Here is a 16,489-nt window from a genome sequence, read left to right on the forward strand (position 1 = left end):
CGGCGGACTTCCGGGCACGGGGGACTGCAGGGCACGGGGTCGATTTGAGGCCGGATGAAAGAATGTGTGAGTGAACCCGCATGAGTCCCTGATTCCGCTGCTGGGCCGAGGTCCGGACCCGGAACAGCTCCGTCATGTGCGAACCATTCCCGCCCGCCAAGCCGTCAATGCGCCGTGGCCGGACTGGTCCCACCCGGATCTTGTGGCGGCCTACGGTTCCTTGGGCATCCATGAGCCCTATCTTCACCAGGTCCGGGCCGCCGAGCTCGCCCACGCCGGAGAGCACGTGGTCATTGCCACCGGCACGGCGTCCGGCAAGTCCCTGGCGTATCAGCTCCCCGCCCTGGACGCGATCCACCGTTCCGAGCTCAGGGTTCTGGCCGATCCCGGGAAGATTCACGACGACGGCGCCGTCACCCTTTATCTCTCCCCCACCAAGGCCCTGGCGGCCGACCAGCTGGCCGCTATCCGGTCCCTGAAACTCCCCACCGTCCGGGCCGAAACCTACGATGGTGACACCGACCCCGCCTCCCGGCGCTGGATCCGGGACCACGCGAACTTTATCCTCGCGAACCCGGACATGCTGCACTTCGGCATCCTCCCGAACCATGCTTGGTGGGCCAGGTTCTTCAGGCGCCTCCGCTACGTGATCGTCGACGAGGCCCACAGCTACCGCGGCGTCTTCGGTTCCCATGTGGCGAACCTGATGCGGCGCCTGCGGCGGATCTGTGCCTACTACAGCCCAAGCGGATCGCACCCGGGGCCCGTGTTCATTGCGGCCTCCGCCACGGCCTCCGAGCCCGGGAAATCCTTCGGCAGGCTGATCGGCGCCCCGGTGCGTGCCGTTTCCGAAGACAGCTCGCCCCATGGGTCCACCACCGTGGCGTTCTGGGAACCGGCGCTGACCGAACTCCGGGGCGAAAACGGTGCCAAGGAGCGCCGGACCGCCGTCGCCGAGACCGCCGATCTGCTGGCCAATCTGGTGTCCTCCCGCACCCGCACGATTGCCTTCATCAAATCCAGGCGTGGGGCCGAGACGATTGCTTCCATCGCCAAGCGCCTCCTCGATGAGGTGGACCCCAGCCTGCCTCAGCGGGTGGCCGCCTACCGATCGGGCTACCTGCCGGAGGAGCGACGGGCCCTGGAAAAGTCGCTGCGCTCGGGAGAGCTGCTGGGTGTCTCAAGCACATCCGCGCTTGAGCTGGGCATCGACATTTCCGGTCTCGACGCCGTGCTGGTGGCCGGCTGGCCCGGTACCCGGGCGTCCTTGTTCCAACAGATCGGCCGGGCGGGCCGCGCCGGGCAGGACGCAATCGCGGCGTTCGTGGCCAGCGATGACCCGCTGGACACCTACCTGGTCAATCACCCCGAGGCGATTTTCGACGTGTCGGTGGAGGCCACAGTTTTCGATCCCTCCAATCCCTATGTCCTCGGCCCGCATCTCTGCGCCGCCGCCGCGGAACTTCCGCTGGGGTTCGCCGAACTGGAACTCTTCGGAGCAACCTCCGAAAGGCTCCTGGATCGACTGGTTGCGCAGGGCTACCTGCGCAAGCGGCCGGCCGGATGGTTCTGGACCCACCCGCAAAGTGCCGCCGCCATGGTGAACCTGCGGGCAGACGGCGGGGGTCCGGTGAGCATCGTCGATGCCGACACGGGCTCCTTGCTCGGCACCATGGATTCGCCCCAAACCCACTACCAAGCCCATACCGGCGCCATTTACGTCCATCAGGGTGACAGCTACGTGGTGGAAGACCTGAACGAGGACGATCATTGTGTGGTCGTGCGCCGGGCGAACCCCGACTACTACACCACGGCCCGGGACGTGACCCAGATCGAGGTCCTCGAAACGGAGCGCACCACACAGTGGGGCGACGTGGCCGTACATTTCGGCGATGTGAAAGTCACCACCCAAGTGGTCTCCTTCCAGCGCAAGGCGTTGATTTCTAACGAGATCCTCGGCGAAGAACCCTTGCAGCTGGGCGCCCGCGACCTGTTCACGAAGGCGGTCTGGTTTGTCATGGACAACCGCTCGCTGACCGGGGCGGGACTGATCGAAGCTCAGTTCCCCGGGGCCCTGCATGCCGCCGAGCACGCGGCCATCGGTCTCCTGCCGCTCGTGGCTTCCAGTGACCGCTGGGACATCGGCGGGGTCTCCACGGCCATTCATGCCGACACCGGAGTGCCCACCATCTTCGTCTACGACGGCCATCCCGGCGGGGCCGGTTTCGCCGAACGCGGCTACGACAAGGCCCGGTTGTGGCTGACTGCCACGCGGGACGCCATCCAGGCCTGCGAATGCGAGTCCGGCTGCCCGTCCTGTGTGCAGTCCCCCAAGTGCGGCAACAAGAACAATCCTCTCGACAAGGACGCTGCCGTCACACTGATCGATGTGCTGCTCCACGACGCCGGCGAGCAGATGAACCCCGCCCGCCCGGATACGGCATCGGCCGGAACAGCAGCCGGGACGTCGGCAGAGAATCCCGTCCAACCCCTCCGCGCCTGAGCGCGGTCTTCGGCAGGTCACCGGCCGTCACGGGAGGGACCCTTTCCCAGACCCCGGCGGGTCACCGGCCGTCACGGGAGGGACCCTTTCCCAGACCCCGGCGGCGGTCCGGCCCGGGCCAGCCCGGTGGCCGTGCCGAGCACCGGTCCGGCGCTGAGCTGCGTGCGGACCTGAACTGTCGCGTCCGGGCCCTCAATACAGGCGACCAGTGTGGCGTTGTTCTGCAGGGCGACCTGCCGGGCCACGGTACAGGGCTCGCCGGGGGTGATTCCCCGGGCGGCGTCCGCGGCAGCGAGTGCCGCGAGGTCGGCGGCCGCCGCAGCCTTGGACGCCGCAACGGCCGACTGGGCGAGTAGCAGCAGCAACACCGTCGCCATGATGACGAGGAGCCCGAGACCCAGGGCCAGGACCGTTCCGGAGCCACGCTCCCGAGGCCGCCGGCGGCAGGGGTCACGGGGAACGTGCGGATACCGGGGCGACGCGTGGTTCCGGACAGCAACCGAAGTCATGCGGGCTGCCGCGAAGCACCGGCGGCGCCCTCTGACCGCGGCTGGGCCGCCCCGGCGGCCTCCGATCGGACCCAAGCACTGGCGCTGAGGGTCCACGGAATGAGCGCCCCGACCGCCCCGGGGACGCGGCCGGAAACCGTGACCCTGAGCCAGGCGCCGTCGAGGGCCACCTCCGACCCTGCCGTTTCGCCGGCGAGCCGGCGGACGATGCCGCCGACTTCGCCAGCCGGGGCGCCCCTCGCCAGCGCACGGGCACCGCCCCGGGCCGCCTCTTCGACGCGGAGCTGCGTCACGCCGGCTGCCGAGCCCGCGAGCAGAAGGGCGAGCAGGAGGACGACGGCGGGCAGCGCCACGGCAAACTCCGCAGTGACGGCACCGCGGCAGTCCGGGGCAGGCGCCGGATCCGGCCGAGCGCTGCCGCCACCACCCCTGCCGAGCCAGTCCGCCTTCATGGCAGCGTCAGCGCAGTCCGGATGAGGTTCAGGAGGAAACCTCGGACCTCATCGCTGCGCATGATGAACACGAGGATCCCGGCGAACCCCACGGCGGCGAGAGTTGCGATGGCATACTCGGCGGTCGCCATTCCCGCCTGCGCCGAGGGCGGCCTCCTCCGCCCGTGGGGCTGAACCGGAACAACCGAGCTGGCGCCCGGGTAAATCTCGTACACCTTGGCAACGCCGTCCTCCCCGGCGTCGATGCGATTCGCAGCGGGAGTGTCCTGATTGATTGACATCTGCTTTCCTTCCACGGGACGCCGGCAGGATTGCCGGCTGATCCGACTCTCCCGGCTTCGGGGTTGCGCGGTAAGCCCTGAAGTCCGCCAAGTGGAAAACTTCGGCGTCACCATAGCCACGGCGTGCTGTGGGGGAGAACTCACCGGCTGCCGCTCTGCAGAACAACGAACGACCACTGAACGACCAGCGACCCAACTACTGCCCGACAGCCGACCGTCAACGGGCGCCGCCGGGCAGGCTGGACCCCGCCCCCCCGGCGTTGGCCCGCGACGCTGCCGGGACGGCCCGCATTAGTGCGGGAGCAGCCCCAGGAGCACGGGGACGACGCCGAGGCATACAAACGCCGGCAGGGAGCACAGGCCCAGGGGCACTACGAGCTTCACGCCGAGGGCCGCCGCGCCCTGCTCGGCGGCCCTGTTCCGTTCGCGGCGAAGGCGGGCCGCCTGGGCGTAGAGGAGAGCCGCGGAAGGGGCGCCCGTAAGCGCCGCAAAGGCCAGGGCGTCGCGCAGGGCAAGAAGCTGGGACGACTGGGCCCCTGAACTGCGCCATGCCGTGTCCCAATCCGCGCCGATGGCGAGGGCTGACACAACCGGCCGAAGCTGGCGCTCGAGTTCCGGTGGCACCAGCGCGGCGATGAGCTCCAGGGAACGGCCAAGCCCGGCTCCGGCATCCAGCATGGCGCCGACCAGTTCCAGCATCATGGCGGTGTCCCGCAAACCCGGGAAGCCTTCACGCCCGTGCCCGCCGACGTAGGGATCACCGCGGGTCCCGTCGGCGGGAGCCTGAACCTGGCGCCGGAGCCGTCGGCGCCCACGGCCCGGGTGTGCCAGGATCACAACGGCAGCACTGGCAAGGCTCACTGCCACGAGGGCACCGGCGAGTCCCGGCCTCATGGCGGCGGTCGGGGAATCATGTCGGATCTCCCGCCGCGGCCCTGACGAGCCCCGAGGACCACAACCGACCGGCGGCGGTCAGGGCTGCACCGGCGGCCAACGCCGCGAGACCCCACGGGTTCTGCACGAGTGTCGCTGCCGGATCCACGCCGAGCAGCAAGCCAAGGCCCAGCCCCGACAGGGGCAGCCACGTCAGCAGGCGCACGGTGGCCCGCGGGCCCGCCAACGCGGTCTGCCGGGCGGCCTCGGCGTCATCCTCGGTCTCCAGATGCGCTGCAAAGCGGGTCAGCACGTCGGCCAGCGGGCACCCGCTGGCCTCGGCGGTGTCGAAGCATGCGCCGAGCTCGCCCCACACCCGCCGGTCGCGGCCGAGACGGACACGCCCCGCCGCCTTGGCGGCTGTTCCGTCGCTGCCACCGCCGGCGGCTTCCCCGGAGACCTCGCGGCGGATGGCCTCGGCCACGGAGGACCCCCGCAGGGCGGCCCCGCGTGCGGCCGCGAGGATCCTGAGCGATCCGGGGTCCAGCACCGGTCCGGAGACCTCACCGGTCCCGTCGCGGTCACGTCCGTGGGCCGCGCGGTTGACCGCAGACCCCTCCCGGCGTGCAGCCCCGCCGTACAAAATCCACAATTCGTCCCACAGCCGGGCTGGGCTGCGCCCTCCTTTCAGGAGTGCGGCCAGTTGCTGGACCACCACGGTCATCGGGACGGCCTCCGAGGGTCCCCCGCCAAACCAGCGGCCCGCGCCGGGGAAGGCCTCCCGGACAGCCCGCAGCGGCCGGGGTCGCCGTTCCTCGCCGGCCGCGGAGCTCCGCAGGCTCGCCCCCGTCAGTGCCCTCCGGGCCCGGCGGGCCGCGGCGCCCGGGGCGGCAAGTGCCAGCCACAAGGCCGGGACCAGAACCAGCCCAAGGACGACGACCAGGGGCCCGGTCATCACGGGGTCGACGGCAGCGGCGTTTCGCCGCCGCACTCCGCCAGGTGCGCCGCTGCCCGGGCCAGATGCGGCGCGGAGCCGGTTGCTGAGGCCATCCCGGGATCCAGCCCGAGCCGGCCCGCCAACTGCGGCCACGCCGGCCCGAAGGACACATGGCCCCTCAGCAGTTCCAGGGCGGCGGTGACAGCCAGCCCGGACTCCTGTGCTTCCAGAACAGCGATGCTTGCGACCTGGCGTCCCGTCGCGGTCCGTTCGACGTGGACCACGGCGTCGATGGCACTCGCCACCTGCAGGCGCACGGCGTCCTGGCCCATGCCGGCGAGCGCACCGAGCGCCGCGAGCCGGGCGGGAACGGCCGCCGCCGCATTCGCGTGGATGGTCCCGCCGCCTCCGGCATGTCCGGTATTCATGGCGGAAAGCAGTTCCCGGACCTCCGCGCCGCGGCATTCGCCCACCACCAGACGGTCCGGCCGCATCCTGAGTGCCTGCCGGACCAGCTCGCCCAAGTCCACGGCACCGCCGCCCTCCAAGTTCCCGTGCCGGGACTCGAGCGAGACGACGTGCGGGTGGACGGGATTCAGTTCCGCGGCATCCTCAATCAGGACGAGCCGTTCCCGGGGATGGCACAACCCCAGCAACGTGGCCAGCAATGTGGTTTTCCCCGAGCCGGTGGCCCCGCTAATGAGAAAGCTCAGCCTGGCCGCCACCATGCGCTCGAGGACAGCCTGGACCAGGGCACCGAGCGCTCCCGGTCCGAACATGCCGTCCCGCCTGAGCTCGGGCATGGAGAAGACCGTGGCCCGGCGGATTCGGACGCTCAAGAGAGTTCCCGCGGTGGAAATCGGCGGCAGCACCGCGTGCACCCTGAAGCCGCCGTCCAGCCTGACGTCGACGCAGGGCGAGCCGTCATCCAGGCGGCGGCCGCCGGCTGCCACTAGCCTCGCGGCAAGGGCACGGATCTGCTGCTCCCCGGAAAACACGACCGGGGCCCGTTCCAGCCCGTCGCCGCGGTCCAGCCAGACCGAGTCCGGTCCGTTGACGAAAATATCCGTCACGGCCGCATCCCGGGTCAGCGGTTGCAGGAGCCCCAGTCCGTTCAGTTCGGCGCTGATGCCCTCCACCGCGGCCAGCGCGCCGGCCGTGCCGAGCAGCCGTCCGCTCGCCTGGACCGCCGCGGCGACCCGCGACGGGGTTACCGGAGCGGCATCGGCCATGACCGACGCGCGCACGGATTCGAGCAGCTTTTCGTCGAAAAATCCCGGCGGGCGGACGCGCGCCCGCGCGCGGCGGAAGGCCTGATCCGGTTCAGCAGGTTCCGCAGCCGAATGGGCGCTCATCAGCTCTCACCCCGGTCCGGATCAAGGAGTGCCGCGACGAAACGGCGGACAGCGCGCTGCCGCCCCGATTCCAGAAGACGGCCGAGTTCCGTTGCCGCGGCCAGACCCTTGATTTCCGGCATGATCCCCTGAAGGGGCAGGCCCACTGATTCGGCGATCAGAGGCGCGTCCAGGGCACCGCCGGGACTTTCCCGGACCACCAGCAGCGTCTCCACCGGAGGAAGCTCCTGCAATAGCTTGGCCGTGGCGACGGCGGCCCGCAGCCGGGCCGGCGCCACGACCACGATCCGGTCGCATTCCCAGGCGAAAGCCCGGAACGCCTCCCGTCCCCGGCCGATGTCCAGCACGACCAGCTCGCAGCCGCGACGGGCGGCGTCGAGAACCCCGGCCACCGTCGCGGCCTCCACGCCGGCTGCGCCGTCCCGGGTGCCGGGCCACGACAGGAAGGAGAACCCGCCGGCCGTCGGCAGGGCGTGGTCCAACTGGGCGGGGTCGATGGTTCCGCTCGCGCCGGCAAGATCCGGCCAGCGGAGCCCGGGGGCGGCCTCGGCGGCCAACGCCAGTTCCAAGCCCCCGCCCCAGGGGTCGCCGTCAATGAGGAGCACCCGGACGCCAAGCCCGGCGGCGGCCTGCGCGATCCAGACGGCGGTTGTCGTGGCACCGGCCCCTCCGCAGCCGCCGGTAACCCCGACAACGAGCCCGCCGGCTTCCGGCGCGCGCGACCGGCTCAGGTATTCGGCCAGCCAGGCGGCGGCGTCGGGCAGCACCGCGACACGTTCGGCCCCGATGGCGGCGGCCAGTTGCCACAACCCGTCCCCGTCACCTTTGAGCCCGACCAGCACGGCCGGCGCCCTCCCCCGCAGCGGCAGCTCGCGGATGTCGCTGCCCACCAGCACGGCGGCCGCGGCATCCCAGAACGGCGCGGCAGCCGCCACATCGTGCACCGTCCGCAGCTGGCCCCCGGCCGCCGCGACGATGCGCTCCACCTCATTGCGCAGCACATCGACCCGGGTGACGAGCAACGTCTGGTTGGACTCCCCGGGAATCCAGGGTCCCGTCGCCCGCGCCGGCGGCAGGCCTGGATCTGGTTGTTGATGCCTGTTCATGGTCTCACTGTGCCCGCGCCGGAAGCGCGGCGTAACCGCCGTCGTCGGCTATGTGGACAAGGCGGACAAGATGACGGCGGCCGCCGCCGTCCGAGGCGCACGGACCACTCCCCGGAGCAGGGCAGAATTGATCCTATGTACCTGCTGCTCGCCGCCCATGCCGACGGCGCGGCCCTCCAGGAAATCACCGCGGAAGGCGTCCCCGAACCGTCCAATCCGGAACCGCGCGTTGTCAGCGCCGGCGACCTGGCCGGCGTCGTGCGCGGGATTGAGGGGCGGCACCCGCGCTGGATCTGGCACCGCACGCAGGACTGGTACCCCGCGCTGCTGCGCGCCGGGGTGGAGCTCGAGCGCTGCTACGACCTCACGCTGTGCGGCGCGATCCTGGCCCACTCGGAATTTACTGCCCACACCGGCTATGCGCAGGCGGCGGAGAAGCTGACGCAGGATGACGAGCTGAACCAGCCGCCGCGGGCGCTGCAGCCTCCTCCCCCGCCGCCGGAACAGGGCGCCCTCTTCGACGCCCCGGCGCCCGGCCGGCGGCCCGGCCAATCGCTGGAGGCTCTCCGCGCCGAGTATGCGGCCCAGCAGGAGTCGCTGGGCCAGGCGGGAACGGACTCCGGCGCGGCGGGCGCCGACGCCACCCGCCGGCAGCGGCTCCAGCTGCTGCTGGCGGCGGAATCCGCCGGAGCCATGATCGCCGCCGAGATGCAGCACACCGGCGTCCCCTGGCGTGCGGAACTGCATGAGCAGATTCTCGCCGAACAGCTGGGACCCCGGCCGGCTCCAGGCCAGCGGCCGGCCAAACTCGAATCGCTCACGGCCGAATTACGGCGGCTGCTGCAGTCGCCGGCGCTGAACCCGGACTCGCCCCAGGAGCTTATGCGCGCCCTGCACCGCAACGGCATCGAGGTCAAGACCACCCGTCAATGGGAGCTGAAGGAATCCAGCCATCCCGCGATCGTGCCGTTGCTGACGTACAAGAAGCTGTCCCGCCTGCACGCGGCCAATGGCTGGACGTGGCTGGATACGTGGGTCAGCAACGGCAGGTTCCAGCCCGAATACGTGGTTGGCGGCGTGGTTTCCGGGCGATGGGCGTCGCGGGGCGGCGGGGCGCTGCAAATCCCGCGCCAGGTCCGCGGGGCCGTGCACGCTGATCCCGGCCACAAACTGATCGTTGCCGATGCCTCGCAGCTGGAACCGCGGGTGCTGGTGGCGCTCGCGCAGGATTCCAAAATGGCCGAGGCGGCCCGGGACAAGGACCTCTACGCCGGCATCGCCGCGCAGGGCTTCGGCGGCGACCGGGCAAAGGCGAAGGTGGCCCTCCTGGGCGCCATCTACGGTGCCACCACCGGCGAGTCCGGGCGGCTGATGCCCCAGCTCGCCCGCACCTATCCCCGGGCGGTGGGCTTCGTGGAGCAGGCGGCCCGCGACGGCGAAGCCGGCCGGACAGTCACGTCGCGCTTGGGCCGGAGCAGCCCGCCGCCGTCGGAGCGCTGGCTGCAGAGCCAGCAGTCCAGCACCGCGGAAGAGCAGCGCCGGGCAGACTCGATCGCCCGCTCGCGCGGCCGCTTCACGCGCAACTTCGTGGTGCAGGGTTCGGCCGCCGACTGGGCGGCGTGCTGGCTGGCCGAACTGCGACGCCGGCTGCGCGCCATGCGGTCAGCCGGCACCGCCGCGGGCCAGCTCGTGTTCTTCCTGCACGACGAAGTAATGGTGCAGTGCCCCGAAGACGACGTCGCGGACTGCATCCGGGCCATCGAAGACTCCGCAGCCGCGGCCAAAGAACTGCTGTTCGGCCGCATTCCAGTGGAATTCCCGGTCAGTGTGGCCGTTGTGGACTCCTACGACAACGCCAAATGAGTCGACGCGGTCACCGTCTGTAACGTACCCGTTGGTAGCTTTGTGTGGTCTCCGTCACCGGGCTAGGCTCGAAAATGGCCGGCTAATTTCCCGTACTCCGCCGGCCATTGCAAAGACGCAAGTACATTGGGGAGGCAGCGGTTTGGCTGGCATTTTTGAGATTGCACAAGCAGGCGACAAAGCTTATTACTTCAGGCTGACAGCGGCGGACGGCACGGTTGTGGCCGTGTCACCGCTGTTCAGCTCCATCAAAAGCGCGGCGGCGGGCATCACCGCCGTCCGCGAAAACGCCGCCACCGGCCTGGTGGTGGACCGTTCCGAAACACACAGCATACGGGCCGCCACCATCAGGCCCGGAGGGCGGGCAATAGCGCCGACGCTGGCCAGCAGGCGCACGGGCAGCGTCGCGGTATCCCGCTAGCGGCGCCCAGCTTACGGCGCCCAGCTGGCGGGAGGCCCGACGGCGCGGGCCCTGATACTCAACTCGCGCGGCTGACCTTAGATGGGCTCACCTTAGACATCGATCCCATACAGCCGTGCGCGGTCCCAGGCGACCGCCCAGCCCAGCTGTTCAAAAAGCTGGTTCAGGATCATCCCGGTAAACCCCCACACCACCACGCCGTTGACGGTGAATGCGGGGCTCTGGAATGTCTGGCCGGCCCGGCTGACCGTAGCCATGACCCGGTTGTCGGGGTCCAGCAGATCACGGACCGGAACACGAAAAACCTGCGCAGATTCGCCGTAATCCACGACCCGGACCGGGGACTGGGAGGCCCACCAGGCCAGGACCGGAGTGACGAGGAAATTGCCCCGGGGCAGCGCCAGTTCAGGCATGGCCCCGAGCACTTCCACGCCGGTGGGGTTCAGGCCGGTCTCCTCTTCCGCCTCGCGGAGGGCCGCGGCGACCACGGATTCACCCGGGTCGATGCCGCCGCCGGGAAAAGCCACCTGCCCGGGATGGTCATCCAGCGTCTGTGCCCGCTGCAGCAGCAGGACGTCCAGGTCGGCCGGCGCCAGCAACTTCTCGGACACCGCCGGGACGTTGTCCAGTGCGCCGAACAGCATGAGTACCGCGGCCCTGCGGACGCGTTCACCGGGTTCGACGGCGAGTTCCCGCCAGCGCGGATCCGGGGGCGGCGCCGTCCCCGCCTCCACCGCGGCGACCAGATCGATCAGCTCCTGGCGTGCGGTCACCGCGGCTTCCTCTGCGATTCCATCCGGATTTCGGCGGCGCGGTGCGTCTCGGCCTGCAGGCGGGCCAGCAGTTCCTCCTGCCCCGGCGCGAGCTCGTACTTTAACAGCTTCCTGGCCTTGTCCGGGTCGGTTTCGCCCATCCCGTAGCTGGGACACCAGTTGGCCACGGCACAGGCGCCGCAGGCCGGCTTGCGCGAGTGACAGACGCGGCGGCCGTGGAAGACGACACGGTGCGAGAGCATGGTCCAGTCCCGGGGCTCGAACAGTTCGGCGACGTCGGACTCGATCCGGACCGGATCATCGGATTCCGTCCAGCCGAACCGCCGGGCCAGGCGGCCGAAGTGGGTATCCACGGTGATGCCCGGAATGCCGAAGGCGTTGCCCAGCACGACGTTCGCGGTCTTCCGCCCGACGCCGGGCAACGTCACGAGGTCCTCTAGCCGGCCCGGCACCTCGCCGTCGTATTCGTCCACCAGCCGGTTGCACAGCGCCAGGAGGTTCCTGGTCTTGGCCCGAAAGAAGCCGGTGGGTTTGATGATGGCTTCCAGCTCTGCCGGCTCCGCCTCCGCCATCCGCCGCGCATCCGGGTAGCGCGCGAACAGCAGGGGCGTGATCTGGTTGACCAGCACGTCCGTGGTCTGGGCGGACAGCACGGTAGCGACCACGAGCTCGAACGGGCTGCGGAAATCCAGTTCGGCGTGGGCATACGGGTACTGCTCCGCGAGGGCCCGGTTTATCCGGCGGGCTCGGCGCTTGAGTGCCAGGGACGACTCCCCCGGCGCCCGCGCGGGCCCGGGCCCGGTAGTGCCGGGGGCCGGCGCGCCGGATGCCGCACTTGCGGATTCCGTAAGCGCCGATTCCATGCTGCCCGGTTCCGTGGTCACAGGCCGGCTAACCGCGTTCGATGTTGCTGAGGTCCCGCAGCACGCCGAGTCGGCCGTCGGTGTGCTGGACCAGGAACGAGGTACCCCGGTCCTCGAGGGCAAGGACCCAGCCGCCCGGTTCAATGACGAACGCCGGCGCCCCGGTGCGCTCGTCGACGGCGGTGCGTGGCTGCGCGACCGCGAACCAGAAGGCCTCCTGCGCAGGGTGGACCTCGTCCTCCGAGGGCCGGCTGGCGGGATCGACGGTGGCGCCGATGGGCTCCTGCGGCCTGACCTGGGGGTTGACCGTGGTGGGCGCACTGCCGCCCGCCGGCGCCGGAATGTCGGCGGCGCGGGTCTGTTCGGCGTCGCTTGAGGCGGCAGGCCCGGCGGCGGCAGCAGCGGCCGCCGCGGCGGCGCCGGTGGCTGGCGAGGCGGCCGCGACGCCTGTGGCCGGTTTCTGGTCCGCGACGGGCGCCGGGGCGCCCGCAGACTGCGCCGGTTCAGCGGACTGAGCCGTCGACGGAGCCGTCGACCCGGCTGCAGACGAGGCGGCCGCAGGGGACGCGAACGGGGCGGGGCCAGCCGTGCCGGCTGTCGGCACGACGCCGGAAATCTGGGTCGCCGGCGCGCCTGTTGCCGCAGCGCCCGGCGCCGCGGCGGGCGTCCCGGCCCCCGTAGTCGCTTCGGCCGGCGGCACGACGGGTGAAACGGCCGCCGGTGCGGCGGCGGTCTGGGTTCCGGTTCCCGGACGGTTGGCCCAGCCGGCGGAGGCCCCGGAAGCGGCCGCGGAGTCCTTGACCGGCTTGGGCTGCTTCGGCTTTTTGGGCGCACGCGGCTTTTGTACCGGGGCAACGGCCTCGCGGGCCACGACGTGGGCAGGCGTTTCCTCCCGGCCCGCGAAGTCACTGGCGAAGAACGGGATCCAGCGGCCCAGCACCGTGGCGGCGAACAGCCCGGCTGCGCCCAGGAGGGCTATCAGCATGCTCGGAACGAATGCTTCGGCGGCGGCGAGGAAGAAGAAGGCGAGTGTGAAGGAGGCGACGACGGATGCGAACTGGTCGATCGACAGGGATCCGATCCGGATCCTGGTCGCCGGGCTGAGGCGGCGGGCCACGAACAGGGCGGTGACAATGAGCGGCAGCACGATGCCCAGCCCCAGGAAGAACAGGCTACCCAGGTTCCACAGGTTGTAGGCGAGCGCGAACATCGGAATCAGCGAGGCGATGAAGAGCAGCAGGGTGGAACCGAAGACGGTGAGGTCCCGGATGGTGAAGGGGCCGAGGACCGCTTCGTGCTTCTTCGCGGACTTCTTGTCCACGGTGAAGCGCGGGGCGGCACCGAACCCGGCGGCACCGGGCTGAGCCGATCCGTCCTGGCTCTGGGCGGGGGCCCGGACCTGCCCGTTGTCTTGCTCGTTCATTCCGTATCTCCTTAGCATGGCGGCACTCTGGACAGCGCCGTCTAACGGCAGGCAAAGACAGGACCGCCAGCGGGTCCCGTCGCCTCCATCGGATGTCGCAACTTCATCTCAGCCTAGCCAAGTGAATGGCCGATCACTAGCTGACAAGCCGTGGGCGGATGGAGCAGAACTCCCCGGTTTTGCAGATCCGGAACAGGCGCAGGAGTGCCCTTCAGCGCCGCCCCACAAACCATTCGGCGCTTAACAAACACCGCTCACGGCGCTCTTTGTGACGGGGCGCACGTTTAGTCGGACCCGCGTATTAGTGTTTAGTGCAGAACAGCTATTGCGGTACCGCCGTGATCTGCCGCCGCCCGACGTCGCGCACGCTGCCCGGCGCGGAGGCGCCACGACCGTACCGCAGCACGGATCGATGAATGATGAGGTTCACCATGTCCCAGCAGACCCCCGGATCCACGGCAATGCAGGCGCCTCAGGGCGATGCCTTCGAAAACCTGTCCCAGGAGAACCGCCGTTTCGCGCCATCGGCCGAGTTCGCGGCGAACGCAGTGGTCACCGCCGGCGAATACGCCGAGGCCGACGCCGACCGCCCCGCTTTCTGGGCGAAGCAGGCCCGCGAGCTGCTGAGCTGGTCCAAGGACTTCACCCAGACCCTGGACTGGTCCAACCCGCCGTTCGCGAAGTGGTTCGTCGGCGGAGAGATCAACGCCGCGTACAACGCCCTGGACCGCCACGTCGAGGCCGGGCACGGTGACCGCGTGGCCATCTACTTCGAGGGCGAACCCGGCGACACCCGCACCTACACCTACGCGCAGCTGACCGAAGAGGTCAAGAAGGCCGCGAACGCCTTCGAGTCCCTGGGCGTGACCAAGGGCGACCGCGTCGCCGTCTACCTGCCCATGATCCCCGAGGCCGTCATCACGCTGCTGGCGTGCGCCCGGATCGGCGCCATCCACTCCGTGGTCTTCGGCGGGTTCTCCGCCGAGGCCCTGCGGTCCCGGATCGACGACGCCGAGGCCAAGCTCGTCGTCACGGCCGACGGCACCTACCGCCGCGGCAAGCCCAGCGCACTGAAACCGGCCGTCGACGACGCCCTGGCCCACGACGGCCACACCGTGCAGAACGTCGTGGTGGTCAAACGCAACGGCCAAGACGTGGACTGGCACGAGGGCCGGGACCACTGGTGGGCCGACACCGTCGGGGCCGCGTCCGCCGAGCACACCGCCGTCGGGCACGACGCCGAACACCCGCTGTTCATCCTCTACACCTCCGGCACCACGGGAAAGCCCAAGGGCATCCTGCACACCACCGGCGGCTACCTCACCCAGGGCGCCTACACCCACAAGGCGGTCTTCGACCTCCACCCGGAAACCGACGTCTACTGGTGCACCGCCGACGTCGGCTGGATCACCGGGCACTCCTACGTCGCCTACGCCCCGCTCATCAACGGCGCCACCCAGGTCATGTACGAGGGCACACCGGACTCTCCGCACCAGGGCCGATGGTGGGAAATCGTGGAGAAGTACAAGGTCTCCATCCTCTACACGGCCCCCACCGCCATCCGCACCTTCATGAAGTGGGGCAAGGAGATCCCGGCCAAGTCTGACCTCTCCTCGATCCGTGTCCTGGGGTCGGTGGGCGAACCCATCAACCCGGAGGCCTGGATGTGGTACCGCGAGGTCATCGGCGGCAACGGCGGCCGGAAGCAGACCCCGGCACCGATCGTGGACACCTGGTGGCAGACAGAGACCGGGGCGCAGATGATCGCTCCGCTGCCGGGCGTCACGGCCACCAAGCCAGGCTCAGCCCAGGTCCCGCTCCCCGGCATCGCCGTGGACGTCGTGGATGAGCTCGGCGAGACCGTTCCCAACGGCCACGGCGGGTTCCTGGTGATCCGAGAGCCCTGGCCGGCCATGCTCCGCGGGATCTGGGGCGACCCGGAGCGGTTTAAGGAAACCTACTGGTCCCGCTTCGAGAGCATGTACTTCGCCGGCGACGGCGCCAAGAAGGATGAGGACGGCGACATCTGGCTGCTCGGCCGGGTCGATGACGTCATGAACATCTCAGGGCACCGCCTGTCCACCGCCGAAATTGAATCCGCACTCGTCTCCCACCCGGCGGTTGCCGAGGCCGCCGTCGTGGGCGCAGCCGATGAGACCACCGGCCAGGCCGTCGTGGCCTTCGTGATCCTGCGCGGGGACGCCGTGGACACCGGCGACGACATCGTCCAGGAACTCCGCAACCATGTCAGCAAGGAAATCGGACCGATCGCAAAGCCCAAGACCATCCTCGTGGTCCCGGAACTGCCCAAGACCCGCTCCGGCAAGATCATGCGCCGCCTGCTCAAGGACGTCGCCGAAGGCCGCGAGGTCGGCGACGCCACCACCCTCGCCGACAACACGGTCATGGCCCAGATCGCGAGGTCCCTGAAGAAGTAGCCGGCAGAATCAGCCGCCGCGCCGGCGTGTTACGGCGCCGGCGAACAGACGACGGCGGCGCCCCCGGCGGGCCAAGCCGGCGTCGTCGCGGGTCCTGCCTGTCGCACGAATCGGGGGCGGGACGATCCGCCGTTTAGAACGTGCGGTAGTAACGAACAGCGTGGGCGGCCTGCGGCGCGATAGATTGGCAGACATGACTGAAGCCACCCCCGCCAGCGGTGCCGGCCGCGGCACCATCTTGGTTCTCAACGGACCGAATTTGAACCTGCTCGGCACCCGCGAGCCTGAGAAGTACGGGACGGCCACGCTGGCCGACGTCGAGCAGCTCGCCAAGGACGCGGGTGCGGCGCACGGCCTGGACGTCGAGTGCTTCCAGTCCAACCATGAGGGTGCCCTCGTGGACGCCATCCATGCCGCCCGGGGGAAGGCGGTGGGAATCGTGCTCAATGCGGGGGCCTACACGCACACGTCCGTGGCCATCCGGGACGCCATTTCCGCGGTTGCCCTGCCCACGGTCGAGGTGCACATCACCAATGTTCACGCCCGCGAACATTTCCGGCACCATTCCTACCTTTCGGATATCAGCAAGGCCGTGATCGCAGGCGCCGGCATTATGGGCTACCGCTTCGCGGTGGAATACCTCGCCGGACTGGACACGGCCAGGGGCTGAGCACGTCCCCACCGTCGTCCCC

Annotated in this window: 15 protein-coding genes; 5 read left to right on the forward strand and 10 right to left on the reverse strand. The window is 70.0% G+C overall.

Annotated features, from left to right (window positions below; translation table 11 throughout):
• Positions 1-70 precede the first annotated feature (70 nt).
• Positions 71-2,503 carry a DEAD/DEAH box helicase gene (locus C8D78_RS07420; protein ID WP_244208289.1) on the forward strand — a complete coding sequence of 811 codons (2,433 nt, stop codon included), beginning with the start codon at positions 71-73 and terminating at the stop codon, positions 2,501-2,503.
• Between the two features lie 71 nt (positions 2,504-2,574).
• Here the strand turns inward: C8D78_RS07420 and C8D78_RS07425 are convergent, their stop codons facing one another.
• The 7 genes from C8D78_RS07425 to ssd all read right to left on the reverse strand — a co-directional run bounded on the left by C8D78_RS07425 (position 2,575) and on the right by ssd (position 8,016).
• Entirely contained in the window at positions 2,575-3,012 is a 438-nt protein-coding gene (locus C8D78_RS07425) for an Rv3654c family TadE-like protein (protein ID WP_120951579.1), read from the reverse strand.
• A complete protein-coding gene (locus C8D78_RS07430; protein ID WP_120951581.1) occupies positions 3,009-3,464 on the reverse strand; it encodes a TadE family type IV pilus minor pilin in 456 nt (151 codons plus the stop codon). Before C8D78_RS07430 ends, C8D78_RS07425 begins: the two co-directional genes overlap by 4 nt.
• Positions 3,461-3,745: a DUF4244 domain-containing protein gene (locus tag C8D78_RS07435; protein ID WP_120951583.1), complete on the reverse strand. Its 285-nt coding sequence runs from the start codon at positions 3,743-3,745 to the stop codon at positions 3,461-3,463. The genes C8D78_RS07430 and C8D78_RS07435 overlap by 4 nt, the downstream gene beginning before the upstream one ends.
• A 291-nt stretch (positions 3,746-4,036) precedes the next feature.
• Positions 4,037-4,639 carry a type II secretion system F family protein gene (locus tag C8D78_RS07440; RefSeq protein WP_120951585.1) on the reverse strand — a complete coding sequence of 201 codons (603 nt, stop codon included), beginning with the start codon at positions 4,637-4,639 and terminating at the stop codon, positions 4,037-4,039.
• A 16-nt stretch (positions 4,640-4,655) separates the two neighbouring features.
• Positions 4,656-5,573, reverse strand: coding sequence for a hypothetical protein (locus C8D78_RS07445; RefSeq protein WP_167467876.1), 918 nt, complete (start codon positions 5,571-5,573; stop codon positions 4,656-4,658).
• Entirely contained in the window at positions 5,573-6,910 is a 1,338-nt protein-coding gene (locus tag C8D78_RS07450; RefSeq protein WP_120951587.1) for a TadA family conjugal transfer-associated ATPase, read from the reverse strand. Before C8D78_RS07450 ends, C8D78_RS07445 begins: the two co-directional genes overlap by 1 nt.
• The gene (ssd, locus tag C8D78_RS07455) at positions 6,910-8,016 is read right to left on the reverse strand and encodes a septum site-determining protein Ssd (protein ID WP_120951589.1); all 1,107 of its coding nucleotides are present in this window, start codon (positions 8,014-8,016) and stop codon (positions 6,910-6,912) included. Before ssd ends, C8D78_RS07450 begins: the two co-directional genes overlap by 1 nt.
• A 135-nt stretch (positions 8,017-8,151) precedes the next feature.
• On the opposite strand from ssd, the gene C8D78_RS07460 reads away from it, so the two are divergent.
• On the forward strand, positions 8,152-9,879 hold the full coding sequence (locus C8D78_RS07460; protein WP_120951590.1) for a bifunctional 3'-5' exonuclease/DNA polymerase: 1,728 nt from the start codon (positions 8,152-8,154) through the stop codon (positions 9,877-9,879).
• Positions 9,880-10,021: 142 nt separating this feature from the next.
• Positions 10,022-10,300, forward strand: coding sequence for a YegP family protein (locus C8D78_RS20110; protein ID WP_120951591.1), 279 nt, complete (start codon positions 10,022-10,024; stop codon positions 10,298-10,300).
• A gap of 92 nt (positions 10,301-10,392) precedes the next feature.
• Here C8D78_RS20110 and C8D78_RS07470 read toward each other — a convergent pair whose 3' ends face one another.
• The 3 genes from C8D78_RS07470 to C8D78_RS07480 are packed head-to-tail and all read right to left on the reverse strand — an operon-like array spanning position 10,393 to position 13,359.
• Positions 10,393-11,073, reverse strand: a complete 681-nt coding sequence (locus C8D78_RS07470) for an NUDIX hydrolase (protein ID WP_120951593.1) — start codon at positions 11,071-11,073, stop codon at positions 10,393-10,395.
• Positions 11,070-11,936, reverse strand: a complete 867-nt coding sequence (nth, locus tag C8D78_RS07475) for an endonuclease III (RefSeq protein WP_244208291.1) — start codon at positions 11,934-11,936, stop codon at positions 11,070-11,072. The genes C8D78_RS07470 and nth overlap by 4 nt, the downstream gene beginning before the upstream one ends.
• Before the next feature lie 28 nt (positions 11,937-11,964).
• A complete protein-coding gene (locus C8D78_RS07480) occupies positions 11,965-13,359 on the reverse strand; it encodes a hypothetical protein (RefSeq protein ID WP_120951594.1) in 1,395 nt (464 codons plus the stop codon).
• 431 nt (positions 13,360-13,790) lie between these two features.
• On the opposite strand from C8D78_RS07480, the gene acs reads away from it, so the two are divergent.
• Positions 13,791-15,797 (forward strand): acetate--CoA ligase, encoded by a 2,007-nt coding sequence (acs, locus tag C8D78_RS07485; RefSeq protein WP_244208292.1) that lies wholly within the window; start codon positions 13,791-13,793, stop codon positions 15,795-15,797.
• 193 nt (positions 15,798-15,990) lie between these two features.
• Positions 15,991-16,467 (forward strand): type II 3-dehydroquinate dehydratase, encoded by a 477-nt coding sequence (aroQ, locus tag C8D78_RS07490; protein ID WP_120951599.1) that lies wholly within the window; start codon positions 15,991-15,993, stop codon positions 16,465-16,467.
• The last annotated feature ends 22 nt before the right edge of the window (positions 16,468-16,489 follow it).

The sequence above is a fragment of the Arthrobacter oryzae genome, assembly GCF_003634095.1.
GTDB classification, from domain to species: Bacteria; Actinomycetota; Actinomycetes; order Actinomycetales; family Micrococcaceae; genus Arthrobacter; species Arthrobacter oryzae.

Bases quoted from the DNA above. Each gene is read 5' to 3' on its own strand.
- C8D78_RS07425 (WP_120951579.1), bottom strand. From the start codon at position 3,012: ATGACTTCGGTTGCTGTCCGGAACCACGCGTCGCCCCGGTATCCGCAC.
- C8D78_RS07445 (WP_167467876.1), bottom strand. From the start codon at position 5,573: ATGACCGGGCCCCTGGTCGTCGTCCTTGGGCTGGTTCTGGTCCCGGCC.
- C8D78_RS07480 (WP_120951594.1), bottom strand. From the start codon at position 13,359: ATGAACGAGCAAGACAACGGGCAGGTCCGGGCCCCCGCCCAGAGCCAG.
- C8D78_RS07440 (WP_120951585.1), bottom strand. From the start codon at position 4,639: ATGAGGCCGGGACTCGCCGGTGCCCTCGTGGCAGTGAGCCTTGCCAGT.
- acs (WP_244208292.1), top strand. From the start codon at position 13,791: ATGTCCCAGCAGACCCCCGGATCCACGGCAATGCAGGCGCCTCAGGGC.
- C8D78_RS07430 (WP_120951581.1), bottom strand. From the start codon at position 3,464: ATGAAGGCGGACTGGCTCGGCAGGGGTGGTGGCGGCAGCGCTCGGCCG.
- ssd (WP_120951589.1), bottom strand. From the start codon at position 8,016: ATGAACAGGCATCAACAACCAGATCCAGGCCTGCCGCCGGCGCGGGCG.
- C8D78_RS07450 (WP_120951587.1), bottom strand. From the start codon at position 6,910: ATGAGCGCCCATTCGGCTGCGGAACCTGCTGAACCGGATCAGGCCTTC.
- nth (WP_244208291.1), bottom strand. From the start codon at position 11,936: ATGGAATCGGCGCTTACGGAATCCGCAAGTGCGGCATCCGGCGCGCCG.
- C8D78_RS07435 (WP_120951583.1), bottom strand. From the start codon at position 3,745: ATGTCAATCAATCAGGACACTCCCGCTGCGAATCGCATCGACGCCGGG.
- C8D78_RS07460 (WP_120951590.1), top strand. From the start codon at position 8,152: ATGTACCTGCTGCTCGCCGCCCATGCCGACGGCGCGGCCCTCCAGGAA.
- aroQ (WP_120951599.1), top strand. From the start codon at position 15,991: ATGACTGAAGCCACCCCCGCCAGCGGTGCCGGCCGCGGCACCATCTTG.